The organism is Streptomyces sp. NPDC037290, assembly GCF_055603245.1.
This window is the reverse complement of the sequence record NZ_JBVJVZ010000024.1, coordinates 1-17,970: the sequence shown is the minus strand read 5'-3', so window position 1 is coordinate 17,970 and position 17,970 is coordinate 1. Positions and strand designations below refer to the sequence as shown.

Genomic DNA, 17,970 nt, shown 5'->3' with positions numbered 1-17,970 from the left:
GCGAAAAGATGTAGCCAGCAACCTCTACCGGCAACAGGACACCCGTGGACACGAGCGAGAGCAGCACCACCGAACCCGACTCCGCGACGCAGGTGGCGGACCCGCCCCGGCGCGGCTGGCGGCGCTGGGCGATGGACACCCGTCCCCTGCGCATCCCCGCCTACCGGCGCCTGTGGTCGTCGACCATCGTCACCGCCGTCGGCAGCCAGCTCACCGCCGTCGCCGTGCCCAAGCAGATCTACGACATCACGCACTCCTCGGCATGGGTCGGCTACGCGAGCCTGGCCGGTCTCGTGCCCATGGTGGCGTTCGCGCTGTGGGGCGGGGCGGTCGCCGACACCGTGGACCGCCGCAAGCTGCTGCTGGTCACCAACTCCGGCATCGCGGTGACCTCGCTGCTGTTCTGGGCGCAGGCCGCCGCCGGGCTGGAGTCCGTCGTCGTGCTCATGGTGCTGCTCGCGTTCCAGCAGGCCTTCTTCGGCCTCAACGCCCCGGCTCGCAACGCCTCCATCGCCCGGCTGGTCCCCGCCGAGGAGTTGCCTGCCGCCAATGCGCTCGGGTCCACGGTGATGCAGACCGGACTGGTGGCGGGCCCGCTGCTCGCCGGTGTGCTCATACCCGTCATCGGGCTGCCCGAGCTGTATCTGATCGACGCGCTGGCGCTGTGCGTGACCGTGTGGGCGGTCCACCGGCTGCCCGCGCTGCCCCCGCTCGGCGAGGCCGCCGCCCGCAGGGCCGGGGTGCGCGAGATAGCCGAGGGGTTCCGGTACATCTCCCGGCACAAGGTGCTGCTGCTGTCCTTCCTCGCCGACATCGTCGCCATGGTCCTCGGCATGCCCCGTGCCCTGTTCCCGCAGCTGGCCGCGCAGACGTACCACTCCTACGGCGAAGGGCTCGCGCTCGGCGTGCTGTTCGCCGGCATCCCGGTCGGTGCGGTGCTCGGCGGCCTGTTCTCCGGGGTGTTCTCGCGGGCCCGCCGGCACGGCTGGATGGTCATCGGGGCGGTCGTCGGCTGGGGCGTGGCCGTCGCCGGGTTCGGGCTGAGCGGCAACCTGTGGGTGGCCCTGGCCTTCCTCGCCGCGGCCGGTGTCGCCGACATGGTCTCGATGGTGTTCCGCGGCGCGATCCTGCTGTCGGCGGCGACCGACGAGATGCGCGGGCGGATGCAGGGCGTGTTCACGGTGGTCGTCGCGGGCGGACCCCGCCTGGCCGACGTGCTGCACGGCACGGCCGGCTCGGCCTTCGGCCCACGAGCCGCCGTGGCGGGCGGCGGTGCCCTGGTCGTCGTGGTGATGCTGACCCTGACGGCGGCCGTCCCGGCGCTGCGCCGGTACCGGATCTGAGCCAGGGCCTGTCCGGCGGATCAGGCCGGCTCCAGGCAACGGCGTCGTATCAGTGCGGCCCCGCGACTGCGGCATGATCCGCCGGACAGGCCCTAGTACAGGCCGGTACGCCGCTGGATGGCGTACTGGTCCATCAGCTTGCCCCGGGTCGTCTCCAGGCGGCTGGCGAGGATCTCGGCCACCGTCCGCACCAGCGACAGCCCGAGCAGCGGATCCTCCACGGACAGCGCGAGCACCGAGGGCCCGTCGAACTCGTAGGCCCGTACGTTGCTGAAGGCCACCGCGCCGAAGTCCCACTGGTAGGGCGGGAACAGCCAGGACCAGCCGAGCAGGTCGCCCGCGCCGAGCGAGGCCACCGTGACCCGCTGCCGGGAGGTGACCTGGGTGTCCAGATGGACCGCGCCCGAACGGATCACCCAGAACCGGTCGGCGGTGCCGCCCGCCTCGAAGATGCGGGTGTCCTCCGGGAACGAGATCTCCTTGGCCAGTTCCATCAGGCGCTCTCGCTGCGCCTGGGGCAGGGCGGTCAGCAGTTTTATCGCTTTGGTCATGGCGCGGGGCTCCTCGCCGGAGGCGGTCGGGGTGCTTCCCCCATCCCATTTGAGCCGCTGCCGCCGCCCCCGGCACCTCGGAGGACCCGGATTTTCTCCCCGTCCTCACGCGCGGCCGCCGGCTTTCGGGCAGTAAAAAGCCCTGGCTGGACGGGGGAGGCCAGCCAGGGCCGTACGCGGTGACGCGGGGAGGGAGGGGAAGGACGGTTCCGGTCCGCTCCGGCATCACGTATGTATGAACGATAAACGACTTGGCGGGTGTGCGTGAAATCAAAAGCCGGTCACGTGACCTGTTTCACGCCTCCCGTCTCCCTCGGCGGCCCGCCCGGGCACACGATCTCCTCCAGCACCCGCAGCACCGCCCCGAAGGCCTGTGCCCGGACCGCCGCCTCCCGGGCGCCGTCCGGATCCGTCGCCGCCAGGGTTTGCGCGCGCTCCCGCCACGCCCGCTCCTCCTCGGCGGCCCGCTCCCGGCCGCGCCGGATACGCCGCAGCAACTCGTCCGCGTCCACGACATCGGTCATGGCGGTCGGGTACCCGCCCGGTCCCCGGTGATGGCAACCGCACCGACCGTGTTTGACAACGCCGTCAAGGGTCAGCCGAAAAGGGAGAGGGTTATGCAATTCGGGCACCGGTCAAGGAGGAAGGATGCTCGACAAGCACCGGACCAGCTCCTCCACGAGGCTACGGGAGCCGTGCCGCCACCTGCCGTGCCGGCCGGCCGATGCCCGCAGAACAGTGCAGCGCGTGGTGGCCGAGCGCTGCCGGGCCTGTGCCATCTCCTGCGGTGCCGAGGCCATGGAGGACGCCTTGCTGGTCACCTCCGAACTCACCACCAACGCCATTCTGCACGGCGGCGGCATCACCGGCTTCGACGTGGACGTCGACTCCGGCGGCGTACGGGTCTCGGTGAGCGACCGCAGCGACGAGCTGCCGGTGGCCGCCACGCCCGTCGACGACCGGGCCCGGCCCGGCGGCCGGGGCTGGCCCATCGTGTGCCGGCTGGCCCGGGACGTGCGGGTCGCGGAGCTGCCCTGCGGGGGCAAGCGCATCACGGCCGTCGTACCGCTGCGCTGAAGCCGCGCGGGAAGTTCCGCCCGTGCGGTGTTTGCCCCCGGGAGCGGGGGGCAGGCGGAATCTCGTGCTTCGGACCGGAGGCGCGCGCCCAGCGGGACCAGTACGACTGCCTGGGTCTCCCACCTCGGAAGACCCTGCGGCTGACCCGCGGCGACCCTGACACCACCGTTCGGGCCAGGCTCCGGAACCTCGTTCCGGCTGCGCCCTGAAACCACGTTCAGGAGCGATTCCGCATGCTGACCGACATGTCGACAAGCCGTCCCGGCACGCCCACCACGACCGCAGCGGCACCCGCACGGCGTCCCCACGACGACGCCCCCGACACCGCGGAGCTGTTCGCCCGGCTGGCGGAACTGGGTGAGGGCCCCGAGCGGGACGCCGTACGCGACGAACTCGTCACCGCCTGGCTGCCCATGGCCCACCGGATCGCCGGACGCTTCCGCGACCGGGGCGAGTCCGTCGAGGACCTGCGACAGGTGGCCGCGCTCGGCCTGGTGAAGGCCATCGACCGGTTCGACCCGTCCCGGGGAGCCTTCGAGAGCTACGCCGTGCCGACCATCACCGGCGAGGTCAAGCGGCACTTCCGGGACCGGATGTGGGCCCTCAGGGTGCCCCGCCGGGTACAGGAACTGCGCAACCGGGTGCGGGTGGCCCGCCGGGAACTCACCCAGAACCCCGGCAGCCCCGAACCCACGGTCGCCGAGATCGCCGCTCACACCGGTCTCAGCGAGGAGGACGTCAACGCGGGCATGGAGGCGCTGGAGAGCTTCAGCACCCTGTCCCTGGACGCCGAACTGTCCACCGGTGAGGACGGCTACAGCCTCGCCGACACCCTCGGCGCGGCGGACGCCTCGTACGACGTCGTGGTCGACCGCGAGGCCGCCAGGGAAGGGCTGCGCAGGCTGCCCGAACGGGAGCGGGCCATCCTCTACATGCGCTTCTTCGAGGACATGACGCAGAGCCGCATCGCCGATCAGCTGGGCATCTCCCAGATGCACGTCTCCCGGCTGATCAGCCGCAGCTGCGCCCGCGTCCGTGAGGAGGCCCTCGGCCGGCGCGCCGGCGGGAGCGACCCGGTATGAGCGCGCGGACGACGGAGCGTCACTTCGTGGGCCGGCCCGCCCCGGTGGCGAGGCCCAGCGGCCGGGCCAGCCCCGAGACCGCCTCGTCCAGCCGCTGCAGATGGCGCAGCACCCGGTCGGTGACCCGGCCGTAGCGCGGGGTGCGCAGGGTTCCCGGCTCCAGCATCGAGGCGATGCTGGGGCCGGACTCGATCTCCACCGCCGCGCCTGGGTCGGCCACGTGCGCGGCGATCGCCTCGATGTTGTGGACGATCCGCCCGCACGCCCCGCGCAGCCGGGGATCCGCAGCGATCGACGGGTGCGTCGGCAGCAGCTCGGCGGTGGCCGCGAGCGAGCGCGCGTGATACGCGCAGGTCTCCAGCAGCGCCACCACGTACCGCGCGGTGTCACGGCGTGAGCGCAGCGGGGTGATCGGATGCGTCAGCGGCTGGGTGGCCGCGCGCAGATCCGCCAGCGCCTGGTCCAGATCGCGGGCCTGCTCCACCAGACCGGCACCCGCCCCGCCGCTCAACTGGTCGACGGCCGCCCGCGTGACCTCGGCGAGCCGGTTCAGGACCGCGACGAGGAGCTCGTTGGTACGGCGGTCGGTGTGGACCGGCAGCACCACCGCCGCCGCGATCACTCCGCACGCCGCACCGAGCGCCGTCTCCTCCACACGCAGCACCAGCACCGCCATGCTGTAGGTGTTCAGCAACGTGTAGAGCAGCCCCAGCATCGCCGTCACGAAGAACGACATCAGCGTGTAGGACAGCGGCGCGGTGTAGAACATCGCGAAGATGAACACCAGCACCAGTGCGAAGGCCGTCCAGGTGTGGTGCCCCACCAGACCGGCGAGCCCGATCCCGGCCACCACGCCGAGCACCGTGCCCAGCAGCCGACGGTAGCCCTTCACCAGGATCTCGCCGGTCGAGGCGGTGTTGATGAACACGATCCAGCAGGTCAGCACCGCCCAGTACCAGCGCTGACTGGACAGCAGCTCACCACCGGCGATGGCCAGCGCGGAGCCGACGGCCACCTGGACCGCGGCCCGGGTCGTGGGCCGCCCCAGACCGGTCGGCCCGGGCTCCTCCGCCTCGCGCTCCTCGCCCGCCTCGATCGCCGCGTCCTCCGCGTCCAGCTCCTCGCGCGAGCGGATCGTGGCCGGGCTGTCGTCCGACTCGTCCTGCGGTCCGTCCAGCGCCACCCTGAGGCCCAGCGCGGCCCGGGCGGCCTCGCCGAGCCCGCGGAAGACGTCCTGCACGGGGGGAGCGGCCTCGGGCAGGTTCTCCTCGTCGCGGTAGCCGAGCAGCCGGTTGCGCACCTGGGCGAGGGCGGTGCCCCTGGCCTCGCCGACCGGCCGCAGCATCAGCAGCCGCAGCGCCTGCAGGTCCCGGCGCAGCGCCGCCGTGGCCTCGTCCCGCACCGGCAGCTCACCGACGGAGGGCAGCGGAGCACCGGGCAGGTGCAGGGTGAGGGTGTCGGTCCGCTCGGCGCTGCGCGCGGTGAGCAGCAGCAGGCCGAGCCGCTCGGCGGCGATCTCGGCGTCGGCGATCCGGCGCTGCAGCAGCCGGGCCACCGCCGGGTCGGAGATGCCGTCCTCCAGGCGCCCCTGGATCATCAGCGCGGTCTCGTGCAGCCGGGCGGTGGCGGTGCGCAGGTCCTCCAGGATCTTCTCGACGTCGTCGGGGCCGGCGGCCGGCAACTCGGCCTGGACGGCGATCAGCTGCGCGAGCCGGGCGCGGAACGCCCGCCGCAGCCGGTCCAGGGTGCCCGCCGGGGTCTGCGGCAGCAGCACGAACCGCGCGGCGGCGCTGCAGGCGAACGCCACACAGATGACCCCGTACAGCGCGGGCAGCGCGGCGGCGCTCGCCCGTACGAACAGGGACAGGAAGTAGACCTGAAAGCCGATCAGGCCCAGCGCGGTGCCACGGTCGCCGAACCGGCGGCCGTAGACCGCGCAGAAGATGAGGACGACGAAGAACAGGTCCCCGACGACGACCCGTTGGTGCAGTACCGCGCCCAGCGACACCGAGGCCAGCGCCACCGGCAGTCCCAGCGCGAGCGTGACCGCCTGCTGGGCGCGCTGCTTCTCCCGGATCGCGAAGGTCGACACCATCGCCGCCATGGCACCGGCGACCAGCTGGGGCACCGGCACCCGCAGGGCGGCCAGGACGGCGAGGGTGAGCGCGATCGCGGTGACCGTGCGCAGCCCCGCGGTGAGCCTGAGCAGCCCGGGGTCGGACGCCGCGAGCCGGTCCCACATCCGTACCCGCCCCGACCGTCCCGCTGTACTCACGCCGCCGCGCTCTCTCCCGTGCCCGTAATCGATCTACGGTCCAGCATCGCACGGCGGCCCGAGCCGCTCGCGCTCCGGTGGCCGCTGCCCGGGCCACCGGAGCGTCGGTCACCTCACGGGATCACGGGCCCTCCACGGCCCTGCCCTCCACCCGGGACCGCACCTGTTCCGGTGTCAGATAGGCGTCGGTGAACTCGAAGTCCTTCAGACGCGCGGGCTTGCGGGCCTGGAAGCCGGTGCGGACGAAATCGTTGCCCGCGACCGCGTTCAGCAGCCAGTTGGTCATCACGCGGGTCTTGGCGACGTTCGTCCGCAGCGCCGACCAGTGGTAGCCACGGGCCACCGCCTGGGCCAGGAGACCGCGCAGTTCGATGCCGAGCGGCTTGGACACCGCGTCCTTGCCGCCGAGGTCGACGACGAGGCCCAGGTCCTTGTGCACATAGGGCTGCATGGGCTGGTTGCGCAGCGTCGCGATGACGTTGTCGGCGACCTTCCTGCCCTGGCGCATGGCATGCTGCGCGGTGGGCGGGCAGACCGCGCCGTCGCCCTTCGCCAGGTCCGGTACGGCGGCCGAGTCGCCGAGCGCGAACACCCCGTCGTGGCCCGGCAGGCACATCTCGGGGGTGACCGCCAGCCGGCCGCGGACCGTCTCCGCGCCGAGGGTGGCCATCAGCGGACTGGCGACCACACCGGCCGTCCAGATCAGTGTGTGCGTCGGCACCACCCGGCCGTCGGTGAAGGTGACCTCCTCCGCCCCGGCCTTGTCGATCGACACGCCGAGCGACACGTCGATGCCGCGCCGCTTGAGGATCTCCTGCGCGCTGCGGCCGAGCTTGTCGCCCAGCTCCGGCATCAGCTTGGGCGCGATGTCGATCAGATGCCACCGGATCAGGCCGGGGTCCAGGCGCGGGTAGCGCGTGACGGCGGCGTGCGTCAGCCGTTGCAGACAGGCCGCCGTCTCGGTGCCGGCGTACCCGCCGCCGACCACCACGAACTGCAGCCGCGCGGCCCGTTCGGCCGGGTCGTCGCTGGCGTCCGCGAGGTCGAGCTGCGTGATGACGTGGTCGCGTATGTAGGCGGCCTCGGCGAGCGTCTTCATCCCGAAGGCGTGCTCGGTCAGCCCCGGGATGTCGAAGGTACGGGTCACGCTGCCGGGCGCCAGCACGATGTAGTCGTACGGCTCGTTGACGATCTTGTCGGTGATGGTGCGGACGACACACACCTTCGCCTTCGGGTCCACCCCGATCGCACCGCCCGGGAGGATCCGGGTGCGGTACTTCCTGCTGCGGCGCAGGCTGAGGGCGATCGACTGCGGCGTGAGCACCCCGGAGGCGACCTGGGGCAGCAACGGCAGATACAACTGGTAGGAGAACGGCGTCACCAGGGTGACGTCGGCCTCGGCGGGGGCGAGCTTCCGTTCCAGGCGGCGGACGCACTCGACTCCGGCGAAGCCTGCGCCAACCACCAGGATCCTGGGTCGTGTCACGGTGTTCATCCCTTTCTGCGGCTCCAGGCGGTCCGACTCGACGCCGTTCGCTTGCCCTGGATCGGTGCGCGGCACCTTCGATCCCACCGTGGCCCCGGCCGTTCCGCCAGCTGGGGGCGGCAGGCAGACGAACGCGTGGGCACCAGCATGCCCCCACTGGACGTGGAGTAACCGGTTGTCGCACAGATACACGTCACCAGGGCAGGAAGACGTGGATGTCCTTGCCCTCGTCGTGGACGACGACGCTGACCTGTGTGCACAGCGTGTGCACCAGGTGCCAGCCGATGCCGCCGCCACCCGTGCGCGGGTGGAAGGGCCGGGGTTCCGGCTTGGTCGTGCTCGTGTCGCGCATCGTCACGTGCACACCGTCGAAGGTGCGGCGCATCCGCAGACCGAACGGCCCGGGTGCGTACTGGATCACGTTGGCGGCCAGTTCCGTCACCACCAGCAGGATGTCGTCCCAGTACTCGTGCGCGGTCGGCGGCGCCTGCGTGGCGAGCGCACAGAGGAAGTCCTCAGCGGCCAGCCGCGCCTCCGTGACGTTGCGCAGCTCGCCCGCGAAGGAGAAGGTGCGGTCGTACCTGTCCTCCGAGGACGGTGTGTCGTCCCAACGCGGCTCCGTCGCCATCTCGCATTCCCCGGTCCCGGCCGGACAGGGGCCCCTGCGGGCCCTTTGACCAGGACGGTCGTAGGTGCTGGTCTCGTTCCGTGCTTGCGGGTTCCCGCCCCCGCGCGGGCTATCCGTCCGCTCCTGCCCGCGTCCCTGCGATGCAACCCCCTCAGCGGAAGACGTCGTCCGCCTCGTCCCAGTCGGCCGGCCCCTGCGACGCGCGCGCCGCCCGGGACCGGGCCTGGTACATCGCCTCGATCTCGGCGGCGCAGTGCCGCACGATCGCGTCCCGGCGCAGTTTCATGGACGGCGTGAGCAGTCCGTTGTCCGGGGCGAACGGTTCTTGCAGGACACGGTAGACCCTGATGGACTCCGCGCGGGACACGGCGGCGTTCGCCGAGGCGACGGCCCGCGCGATCTCCTCCCGCAGCGCGTTCTCCTCGCGGGTCTCCCGGCCCGGACCGCCGCCCTGGAGCGCCAGCGCGGCCCGCCAGTGCGCGAGGAACTCCGGGTCCAGGGTGATCAGGGCGCCGACGCAGGGCCGGTCGTCGCCGATCACGACCGCCTGGTGGACGAGCGGGTGCATGCGCAGCCGCTGTTCCAGCGGGGCCGGGGCGACGCTCTTGCCGCCGCTGGTGACGATGACGTCCTTCTTGCGCCCGGTGATGGTCAGATAGCCCTCGGAGTCCAGCTGCCCGATGTCCCCGGTGGCCAGCCAGCCGCCGCGCAGTGTGGTCCGCGTCGCCGCCTCGTCGCCGACATAGCCCTGGAACACCGACGGACCGCGCACCAGGATCTCCCCGTCGTCCGCCACCTGGACCTCGGTGCCCGGCAGCGGCCGGCCCACGGTCCCGGACTTCTCCCGGCCCAGCGGCTGCATGGTGATCCCGCCGGAGGACTCGGTGAGGCCGTACCCGTCGTGGACGAAAACCCCGATACCCGCGTAGAACAAGGTGAGTTCACGACTGAGCGAGGAACCGCCGGAGGTGCCGCGCACCACCCGGCCGCCGAGCGCCGCGCGCAGCCTGCGGTACACCGTCCGCTCGTACAGGGCGTGCTGCAGCCTGAGTTCGAAACCGGGACCCGGCCCCCGGCCCAGCCGGTGGCGCTCCTCGGCCGCGGCGAAGTCCCGGGCCGTCTGCGCGGCCCGCTCGAACAGGGCACCCCGGCCCGCCAGCTGCGCGTCCCGCAGGAAATTCTTGTAGAGCTTCTCGAACACCGACGGCACGCCGTACAGGTACGTCGGCCGGAACGTGCTCAGCGCCGACGCCAGCGCCGTCTCGCTCAGCTCCGGCTCGTGCGCCATCAGTACCCCGCCGCGCACGCACATCAGCATGATCATGATGCCGTAGACGTGCGAGAACGGCAGGAAGGCCAGCACGGACGGCTGTTCACCCGGCGGGGCCGCGGTGTGTGCCCAGCCGGCCAGCAGGGTGTCGCAGGGGTAGGCGAGACCGCGGTGGCTCAGCGCGCAGCCCTGCGGACGGCCCAAGGTGCCGGAGGTGTAGACGACCGCCGCTGTGGCGTCCGGCAGCACGATCCGGCGCAGCGACTCCACGGTGGTGTACGGCACCACCGTGCCCCGCTCGACGAGGTCGGGCAGCGCGCCCGCGTCCAGTTGCCAGACGTGGCGCAGCCGCGGCAGCCCGGCACACACCGTGCCCACGGTCATCACGCCCTGCTCGTCCTCCACGACCACCGCCACACAGCCGGCGTCCCGCAGGATCCACTCCACCTGGTCACGCGAGGAGGACGGATGGATCGGCACCACCTCGGCGCCCACGGCCCACAGCGCGTGGCTGAACACGGTCCACTCGTAACGGGTGCGGGACATCAGGGCCACCCGGTGGCCCGGCGAGATCCCGGCGGCGACCAGCCCCTTGGCCAGGTCCACCACCTCGTCCCGCAGCTCGACCGCCGTCACCTCCTGCCACACGGTGGCGGCGGGATCCACCCGGTGCGCGAGCACCGGCAGGGCCGGGCTGCGCTCCGCGGTGTCGAAGACACTGTCGGCGAGGCCGCCGGTGAGCGGCGGGGCAACGGCGGGAGCGAGGGCGACGTCGCGCATGCGCTGCTCCTGGGTGTACGGAGGGTCACACCGCCGATCGGCTCTGTGTCGGCGGTGCTCGAATGTAGCCCAGCCGACCGCGTTCGGTACCCGGAACGGGGAAGTCGTGATCCACTGATGATGTGGGCGGGTCCTGGGGACTCGGCAGACATGAGTCATGTGAACCCCGATCCGGAACCCGAGCGCAGCGCCGGGCTGGAGCCCGGTGGCGGCGTGCCCCCGGGCGAGACGCCGCCGGCCGAGAGCAGCCTGCCCCAGGCCGGGCCCCGGGAACCGGAAGCGCAGCGCAGAGGATGGGCCAAGGCGCCGCTGGCGCTGATCATCATCCTCGTCGTCCTGGTCGCGGCGGGCTTCCTCGGATACGCCCTGTCGCTCGTCTTCTGAGCGGCGCGCTCAGCCCTGGGTGTGCCGCACGCACTCGGTGACGACGCCCCGCAGACTGCCGGTGCGCTCCAGCAGACGGCGCTGCTCGCGCGCCCCGTTGCCGCGCCGCAGCAGCTCCGCGACGCCCTGCTCGGCGCGCTCCGCGTCGCCGCACGCGGTGAGCGCCTCGCCGGTGTGCTCCAGCAACGACCGCAGGACCTGCGGGGCGGCCCCGGGCCGCATGGTCACCGGGTCGAGCAGGTTCTCCTCCAGGCCGAACCGTGCGGCCTGCCAGTCGGCGAGCCGGAGCAGGCTCACGCTGTGGCCGGGCGCCGGCCGGCCGGACCGCCAGTCCTGTGCGGCCTGCTCCACGAGCGCCCGGCTCAGCGTGGCGATCAGCGCCGCGGTGTCCGCGCTGAGGCACACGTCCGCCACGCGGATCTCCACGGTCGGATAGCGGGCGGACAGCCGCGCGTCGAAGTAGGCCATCCTCTCGTCGAGGATGGCGCCGGTGGCCACCATCTCCGCCACCCGCCCGTGGTAGCGCTCGGCCGACTCGAACGGCTCGGTCGGCCCGGCCGACGGCCAGCGGTTCCAGACCCGGCTGCGATAGCTGGCGTAGCTGGTGTCCCGTCCCTGCCAGAAGGGAGAGTTGGCGCTGATCGCGCGGAGGACCGGCAGCCAGGGACGGATCCGGTCGAGGACCGCGATGCCCTCGTCGTCGGACTCCACGCACACATGCACGTGGCAGCCGCACACCAGCTGTTCCCACGTGGGTATCCCGTAGCGCTCGGCCAGCCACTCGTAGCGCTCGTTCACGCTGAGCGAGGGACTGACCGGCAGCGGGGAGGTGGCCAGCGCCGCGACCGTGCAGTCCAGCTCGCCGGCGTGCCGGGCCGCCTCCTTGCGGCAGCGCGCGATCTCCTCGGCGAGGGCCGCCATGTCCGCCTGCGGATGCGTGGCGAACTCCAGCATCTGCCGGAACAGCTCCTTCTCGAAGACATGCTGCCCAGGATCGTCATGGGCGACATGGGCGAGGACGGCCGCAGCCAGCGCCTTCGGGTCGCCGGTGTCCGGGTCGACCAGAAGGAGTTCCTCCTCCACTCCGACGGTGCGCAACGTGGTGCCACCCTTCCGTTTTCATGCCACGAGGGGCAGTCGTGGGTCTGTACGACCCCGACTGCCCCTCGCCGGGCCGCCGACACGTGCGGCTTTCAGGACTCCGGTACCAGCCAGACCGTGGCGAGCGGCGGGAGCGTGAGCCTGAGGAAACCGTCCTCGGGCTTCAGCGGCCCCGCGGTGCCGACCCCGCTGCCGCCGTAGCGGACGTCGTCGGTGTTCAGCGTCTCCTGCCAGGCGCGGATCCCGTCCGGGACCCACAGCCGGTAGTCCTGGCGGATGACCGGGGAGAGGTGCGACACCGCCAGCAGCGGAGAACCGTCGGCGGCGAACCGCAGGAAGGCGAAGACGTTGTCGTCCGCCGCGTCGCACAGCACCCACCGGAAGCCGCCCGGGTCGGTGTCCCGCTGCCACAGCGCCGGCGTCGTCCGGTACACGGTGTTCAGCTCCCGCACGAGATCCTGCACGCCCCGGTGGTCGCCGGCCGAGTGGTAGTCGTCGCCGAGCAGCCACCACTCGGGGCCGTGCGCCTCGGACCACTCCGCCCCCTGGGCGAACTCCTGCCCCATGAACAACAGCTGTTTGCCGGGGTGGGCCCACATGAAGCCGAGGTACGCGCGGTGGTTGGCGCGCCGCTGCCACCAGTCGCCCGGCATCTTCGACACCAGCGCCTGCTTGCCGTGCACGACCTCGTCGTGGGAGATGGGCAGGACGTAGTTCTCGCTGTACGCGTACACCATCGAGAAGGTCATCTCGTTGTGGTGGTACTTGCGGTGCACCGGCTCCTTCTGGATGTACTGCAGCGAGTCGTGCATCCAGCCCATGTTCCACTTCAGCCCGAAGCCGAGCCCGCCGCTGTCCGTCGGCCGGGTCACCCCGTCCCACGCGGTGGACTCCTCGGCGATGGTCACCACGCCCGGGCAGCGCCGGTAGACGGTGGCGTTCATCTCCTGCAGGAAGGCGACCGCGTCCAGGTCCTCCCGCCCGCCGAAGACGTTCGGCTCCCACTGCCCGGAGTCCCGCGAGTAGTCCAGGTAGAGCATCGAGGCGACGGCGTCCACCCGCAGCCCGTCGATGTGGAACTCCTGGCACCAGTACACGGCGTTGGCGACGAGGAAGTTGCGCACCTCGGTCCGGCCGTAGTCGAACTCGTACGTCCCCCAGTCCGGGTGCTCGGCGCGCGTCGCGTTCCCGGGCTCGTAGAGCGGATCCCCGTCGAACCGGGCCAGCGCCCAGTCGTCCTTGGGAAAGTGCGCCGGCACCCAGTCCATGATCACGCCGATGCCGGCCCGGTGCAGCGCGTCCACCAGGTACTTGAAGTCGTCCGGAGAGCCGAGGCGGGGCGTCGGCGCGTAGTAGGACGTGACCTGGTAGCCCCAGGAGCCGCTGAACGGATGCCCGGCGACCGGCATCAGCTCCACGTGCGTGAAGCCCATCTCCTTGACGTAGGCGGGCAGTTCGTCCGCGAGCTGCCGGTACGTCGACCCGGGTCGCCAGGACGGCAGATGGACCTCGTACACCGAGAACGGCGCCTGGTGCACAGGGGTGTCGCCCCGGTGGGCCATCCACTCCGCGTCACCCCACTCGTACCGTGACACCGCGACGACCGACGCCGTGTCGGGTGGCACCTCCGTGCGCCGCGCCATCGGGTCGGCCTTCAGGAAGCGGTGGCCGTACCGGGAGGTGATCTCGAACTTGTACCGGTCGCCCTCGCCGATCCCGGGCAGGAACAGCTCCCACACCCCGGACGCGCCGAGCGAGCGCATCGGGTACTGCGTGCCGTCCCAGTACGTGAAGTCCCCGGCCACCCGCACCCCCTGGGCGTTGGGCGCCCACACGGTGAAGCGGGTGCCCGCCACGCCCTGGTGGGTCATCGGCTCGGCGCCGAGCGCCTGCCACAGCTGCTCGTGCCGGCCCTCCCGGATCAGGTGCAGATCCAGCTCACCCAGAGCCGGCAGGAAACGGTACGGGTCGTGCACCTCCTGCTCGACGTCGTCGTACGCCACCAGCAGCGTGTACGACGGGATCTCCGGGAACGGCAGGACGGCCGCGAAGAGACCGCCGCCCTCCGACCGCAGGGCGTGGCGCGTCCCGTCGACCAGCACGCTCACCGAGCGCGCGTTCGGGCGCAGGGCTCGGAACAGGACGCCGCCCGGGGCCGGGTGGGCGCCCAGCAGGGAGTGCGGGTCGTGGTGGGCGCCGCCGAGCAGCCGGGCCCGGTCGGTGGCGTCGAGCGCGGCGAGACGGGGGTCCCCCCGGACGACGTCGGGGGGAGGGACGGCCGCGGCCGTCCCGGGACCGGAAGCTTCGGGGAGCGAGATGTCACGCAGTGCCATGACGTCAGCCTCCCCACACGGCGAGCCGCTTGATCGCCGCCATCGGAACCGGCAGCCAGTCCGGCCGGTGTCTCGCCTCGTACAGCACCTCGTACACCGCCCTGTCCGTCTCGTGCGCGCGCAGCAGCGCGTGCTTCTTTCGTGGATCCCAGCCCGCGCGGGCCGCGTAGCCCGCGCAGAACGCCTCCCGGCAGCGGCGCGCCCATTCGGGTCGCCAGGGGCGGCGCTGCCGGGCCGCGTAGTCGAAGGAACGCAGCATCCCCGCGACATCCCGTACCGGGGAGTGCGGGGCGCGTCGCTCGGCGAGCGGCCGGGACGGCTCGCCCTCGAAGTCGATGACGAACCAGTCACGGCCGGCCCGCAGCACCTGCCCGAGGTGCATGTCGCCGTGGATGCGCTGGGCGGGCGGCCCCGTGTCGCAGGTGGCGAGCGCTCCGAAGGCGGCCCGCAGCCCCGGCACGAAGGGCCGCAGCCCCGGTACGGCGTGCGCGGCCGCGTCCAGTCGCGCGCACATCGCCCGTGCCGTACGGCCGTTCTCGCCCGGCCCGGCCGGACCGAACGCCTCGGCCAGCGCGAGGTGCACCTCGGCCATGGCCCGGCCCAGCTCATGAGCCTCGGCGGTGAATTCGTCGCCCGCGCCGAGCGCGCGCAGCGCCAGCGTCCAGCCGTCGGACGCGTCCGGCAGGAACGGCTGCAGCACGCCCAACGTGGCCGGCTGCGGAGCGGTCGTACCGAACCAGGCCACCGGCGCGGGCACCCGGGTGCAGCCCTGTGCGGCCAGCGCGGCCGTCACCTCCAGGTCCGGGTTGACGCCCGGCTGGATCCGGCGGAAGACCTTCAGGATGTACGCGTCGCCGTACACGATCGACGAGTTGGACTGCTCGGCCTCCAGCAGGCGCGGCGGCAGACCGCCGGGCACCTCGGCCCGCGGGTCCGCCTCGAACCGCAGCGGGCCCGCCGCGCCGGGCTGCCGCAGCCGCTCCAGCAGCAGATGGGCCGAGCGCGGATCGTGCAGCGCGTCGTACACCGCGAGCCCGGCGAACGGGCCCTGCTCGGCCCGCCCGATGAACGCCCGTTCCAGCCGGGGGGCGAGGTGCTCGCGCAGGCCGAGCAGCAGCTGGTAGCAGTCGCCGGGCGGGGGAGTGCCGCCCGGGGTGGGCACGGGCGCGTGCGAGGCGTGCACCAGCAGATGCAGACACCCCGGGAACAGCTCGGTCACGGACAGCACCGACAGATCGGTGACCGGCCGGTCCTTGCCCGCGAACCAGCGTTGCCTGGGCAGCCACTGGCGCAGCAGCCCGCCCAGCGAGACCAGGGGCTCCTCCAGGCCGGCCGCGCTTCTGGGTCCCGCGGTGATGGTCTTCGGCATGACGCGTCCTTTCCTCGGCGCCGGTCGTCAGCGACGGCGGCCGATGCGGGATGCGACTCGGGTGAGCCGGAACCAGTAGAAGCCGTGGCCCTGCAGGGTCAGCAGGTAGGGAAGCTCGCCGATGGCGGGGAAGCGCACGCCGCCGATCAACTCGACCGGGTGCCGCCCGTCGTACGCCCTGAGGTCGAGTTCGGTGGGCTGTGCGAAGCGGGAGAAGTTGTGGACGCACAGCACCAGGTCGTCCTCGTACTCGCGCAGGAAGGCGAGGACGGCCGGGTTGGAGGACTGCAGTTCGTTGTAGGACCCCAGTCCGAAGGCAGGATTCTGCTTGCGGATCTCGATCATGCGGCGGGTCCAGTGCAGCAACGACGACGGCGAGGACATCGACGCCTCGACGTTGGTGACCTGGTAGCCGTAGACCGGGTCCATGATCGTGGGCAGGAACAGGCGCCCCGGATCACACGTCGAGAAGCCGGCGTTGCGGTCGGGGGTCCACTGCATGGGGGTGCGCACGGCGTCGCGGTCGCCGAGCCAGATGTTGTCGCCCATGCCGATCTCGTCGCCGTAGTAGAGGATCGGCGAGCCGGGCAGGGACAGCAGCAGCGCGGTGAACAGCTCGATCTGGTTGCGGTCGTTGTCCAGCAGGGGCGCGAGGCGGCGGCGGATGCCGATGTTGGCGCGCATCCGCGGGTCCTTCGCGTACTCGGCCCACATGTAGTCGCGCTCTTCGTCGGTGACCATCTCGAGGGTCAGCTCGTCGTGGTTGCGCAGGAAGATGCCCCACTGGCAGTGGGAGGGAATGGCCGGGGTCTTGGCCAGGATTTCCGAGACCGGGTAGCGGGATTCCCGCCGTACGGCCATGAAGATGCGCGGCATGACCGGGAAGTGGAACGCCATGTGGCACTCGTCGCCGCCGGAGCCGTAGTCGCCGAAGTAGTCGACGACGTCCTCCGGCCACTGGTTGGCCTCGGCCAGCAGCACGGTGTCCGGGTACATCGCGTCGATCTCCTTGCGCACCCGCTTCAGGAACTCGTGGGTCGCCGGGAGGTTCTCGCAGTTGGTGCCCTCCTCCGCGTACAGGTACGGCACCGCGTCCAGGCGGAACCCGTCGATACCCAGGTCGAGCCAGAACCGCAGCGCCGCCAGGATCTCCTCCTGCACGGCCGGGTTCTCGTAGTTGAGGTCCGGCTGGTGCGAGAAGAAGCGGTGGAAGAAGTACTGGCCGCGCACGGGGTCGAAGGTCCAGTTGGAGGCCTCGGTGTCGACGAAGATGATCCGGGCGTCCTCGTACTGCTTGTCGTCGTCGGCCCACATGTAGTAGTCCCCGTACGGGCCGTCGGGGTTCTTGCGGGACTCCTGGAACCACGGGTGCTGGTCGCTGGTGTGGTTCATGACGAAGTCGATGATCACGCGCATGCCGCGCTGGTGGGCGGCGTCGACGAACTCCACGAAGTCGGCGAGGTCACCGAACTCCGGGAGGACGGCGGTGTAGTCGGAGACGTCGTAACCGCCGTCCCTGAGCGGCGACTTGAAGAACGGCGGCAGCCACAGACAGTCCACGCCGAGCCACTGCAGATAGTCGAGCTTGGCGGTCAGGCCCTTCAGGTCGCCGACGCCGTCGCCGTTGCTGTCCTGAAAGGAGCGGACCAGGACCTCGTAGAAGACGGCGCGCTTGAACCACTCCGGATCCCGGTCCCCCGCGGGAGTGTCCTCGAAAGTGTCCAGTACGGGTTCGTTGACGGTCATGACGCTGAGGGCCCTCCGTTCTGGGGCGTCGCCCGCCTGACGTGGAGCACGTGCGCCGGCGCGCTGCCGGGCGTCAGGCGCACGAAGTTGGTCCTGCCCCAGTGGTACGCCTCACCCGTCAGTTCGTCGTGCACGGACAGGGCGGCGTGCCAGTCCAGGCCGAGCTGCGGCATGTCCAACGAGACCGTGGCCTCCTGGGTGTGGTGGGGGTCGAGATTGACGACCACGATGACCGTGTCCGGTCCCGTGCTCTTGCTGTAGGCGATCACCGACTCGTTGTCGGTCCGGTGGAAGCGGAGGTTGCGCAGGCGCTGCAGCGCGGGGTGCTCCCGCCGGAGCTCGTTGAGCCGGGTGATGAGGGGGGTGATGGTGCGGCCCTCGCGTTCGGCGGTCTCCCAGTCGCGGGCTCGGAGCTGGTACTTCTCCGAGTCGAGGTACTCCTCGCTGCCTTCCCTGAGCGGGGTGTTCTCGCACAGTTCGTAGCCGCTGTAGATGCCCCAGGTGGGGGAGAGGGTCGCGGCGAGGACGGCGCGTACCTCGAAGGC

14 protein-coding genes and 1 pseudogene are annotated in these 17,970 nt (G+C 71.7%); 4 read left to right on the top strand and 11 right to left on the bottom strand.

Features of this window, described 5'->3' with window-relative positions:
- Positions 1–44 precede the first annotated feature (44 nt).
- Positions 45–1,343: an MFS transporter gene (locus tag ACZ7HQ_RS38855; RefSeq protein ID WP_471000347.1), complete on the top strand. Its 1,299-nt coding sequence runs from the start codon at positions 45–47 to the stop codon at positions 1,341–1,343.
- 92 nt (positions 1,344–1,435) lie between these two features.
- On the opposite strand, the gene ACZ7HQ_RS38850 is transcribed toward ACZ7HQ_RS38855, so the two are convergent.
- Both ACZ7HQ_RS38850 and ACZ7HQ_RS38845 read right to left on the bottom strand, forming a co-directional pair.
- Complete coding sequence (locus tag ACZ7HQ_RS38850; protein WP_471000344.1) at positions 1,436–1,894, bottom strand: cyclic nucleotide-binding domain-containing protein; 459 nt, start codon at positions 1,892–1,894, stop codon at positions 1,436–1,438.
- A gap of 281 nt (positions 1,895–2,175) precedes the next feature.
- A complete protein-coding gene (locus tag ACZ7HQ_RS38845; protein ID WP_471000341.1) occupies positions 2,176–2,418 on the bottom strand; it encodes a hypothetical protein in 243 nt (80 codons plus the stop codon).
- Positions 2,419–2,542: 124 nt separating this feature from the next.
- Between ACZ7HQ_RS38845 and ACZ7HQ_RS38840 the strand changes: the two genes are divergently transcribed.
- Positions 2,543–2,971, top strand: coding sequence for an ATP-binding protein (locus ACZ7HQ_RS38840; RefSeq protein WP_471000338.1), 429 nt, complete (start codon positions 2,543–2,545; stop codon positions 2,969–2,971).
- 233 nt (positions 2,972–3,204) lie between these two features.
- A complete protein-coding gene (locus tag ACZ7HQ_RS38835) occupies positions 3,205–4,053 on the top strand; it encodes a SigB/SigF/SigG family RNA polymerase sigma factor (protein ID WP_471000334.1) in 849 nt (282 codons plus the stop codon).
- 19 nt (positions 4,054–4,072) lie between these two features.
- On the opposite strand, the gene ACZ7HQ_RS38830 is transcribed toward ACZ7HQ_RS38835, so the two are convergent.
- From ACZ7HQ_RS38830 to ACZ7HQ_RS38815, 4 genes are all read right to left on the bottom strand, one after another.
- Positions 4,073–6,295 (bottom strand): FUSC family protein, encoded by a 2,223-nt coding sequence (locus ACZ7HQ_RS38830; RefSeq protein WP_471000442.1) that lies wholly within the window; start codon positions 6,293–6,295, stop codon positions 4,073–4,075.
- 154 nt (positions 6,296–6,449) lie between these two features.
- Entirely contained in the window at positions 6,450–7,823 is a 1,374-nt protein-coding gene (locus ACZ7HQ_RS38825) for an NAD(P)/FAD-dependent oxidoreductase (protein ID WP_471000332.1), read from the bottom strand.
- A gap of 184 nt (positions 7,824–8,007) precedes the next feature.
- Positions 8,008–8,442 (bottom strand): ATP-binding protein, encoded by a 435-nt coding sequence (locus tag ACZ7HQ_RS38820; RefSeq protein ID WP_471000330.1) that lies wholly within the window; start codon positions 8,440–8,442, stop codon positions 8,008–8,010.
- A gap of 151 nt (positions 8,443–8,593) precedes the next feature.
- Positions 8,594–10,492, bottom strand: coding sequence for an AMP-dependent synthetase/ligase (locus ACZ7HQ_RS38815; RefSeq protein WP_471000327.1), 1,899 nt, complete (start codon positions 10,490–10,492; stop codon positions 8,594–8,596).
- Positions 10,493–10,642: 150 nt separating this feature from the next.
- Here ACZ7HQ_RS38815 and ACZ7HQ_RS38810 point away from each other — a divergent pair, with 150 nt between their 5' ends.
- The gene (locus ACZ7HQ_RS38810) at positions 10,643–10,876 is read left to right on the top strand and encodes a DUF6480 family protein (RefSeq protein ID WP_471000324.1); all 234 of its coding nucleotides are present in this window, start codon (positions 10,643–10,645) and stop codon (positions 10,874–10,876) included.
- A gap of 9 nt (positions 10,877–10,885) precedes the next feature.
- Here ACZ7HQ_RS38810 and ACZ7HQ_RS38805 read toward each other — a convergent pair whose 3' ends face one another.
- From ACZ7HQ_RS38805 to ACZ7HQ_RS38785, 5 genes and pseudogenes are all read right to left on the bottom strand, one after another.
- Positions 10,886–11,974 carry a glutamate--cysteine ligase 2 gene (locus tag ACZ7HQ_RS38805; protein WP_471000322.1) on the bottom strand — a complete coding sequence of 363 codons (1,089 nt, stop codon included), beginning with the start codon at positions 11,972–11,974 and terminating at the stop codon, positions 10,886–10,888.
- A 95-nt stretch (positions 11,975–12,069) separates the two neighbouring features.
- Entirely contained in the window at positions 12,070–14,310 is a 2,241-nt protein-coding gene (gene glgB / locus ACZ7HQ_RS38800) for a 1,4-alpha-glucan branching enzyme (protein ID WP_471000319.1), read from the bottom strand.
- A gap of 4 nt (positions 14,311–14,314) precedes the next feature.
- Entirely contained in the window at positions 14,315–15,679 is a 1,365-nt protein-coding gene (locus tag ACZ7HQ_RS38795) for a maltokinase N-terminal cap-like domain-containing protein (protein ID WP_471000315.1), read from the bottom strand.
- A 27-nt stretch (positions 15,680–15,706) separates the two neighbouring features.
- Positions 15,707–17,425, bottom strand: coding sequence for a maltose alpha-D-glucosyltransferase (gene treS / locus ACZ7HQ_RS38790; RefSeq protein WP_471000312.1), 1,719 nt, complete (start codon positions 17,423–17,425; stop codon positions 15,707–15,709).
- Positions 17,422–17,970, bottom strand: a pseudogene (locus tag ACZ7HQ_RS38785) (alpha-1,4-glucan--maltose-1-phosphate maltosyltransferase); the annotation flags it as partial. The gene treS and the pseudogene ACZ7HQ_RS38785, both read right to left, overlap by 4 nt.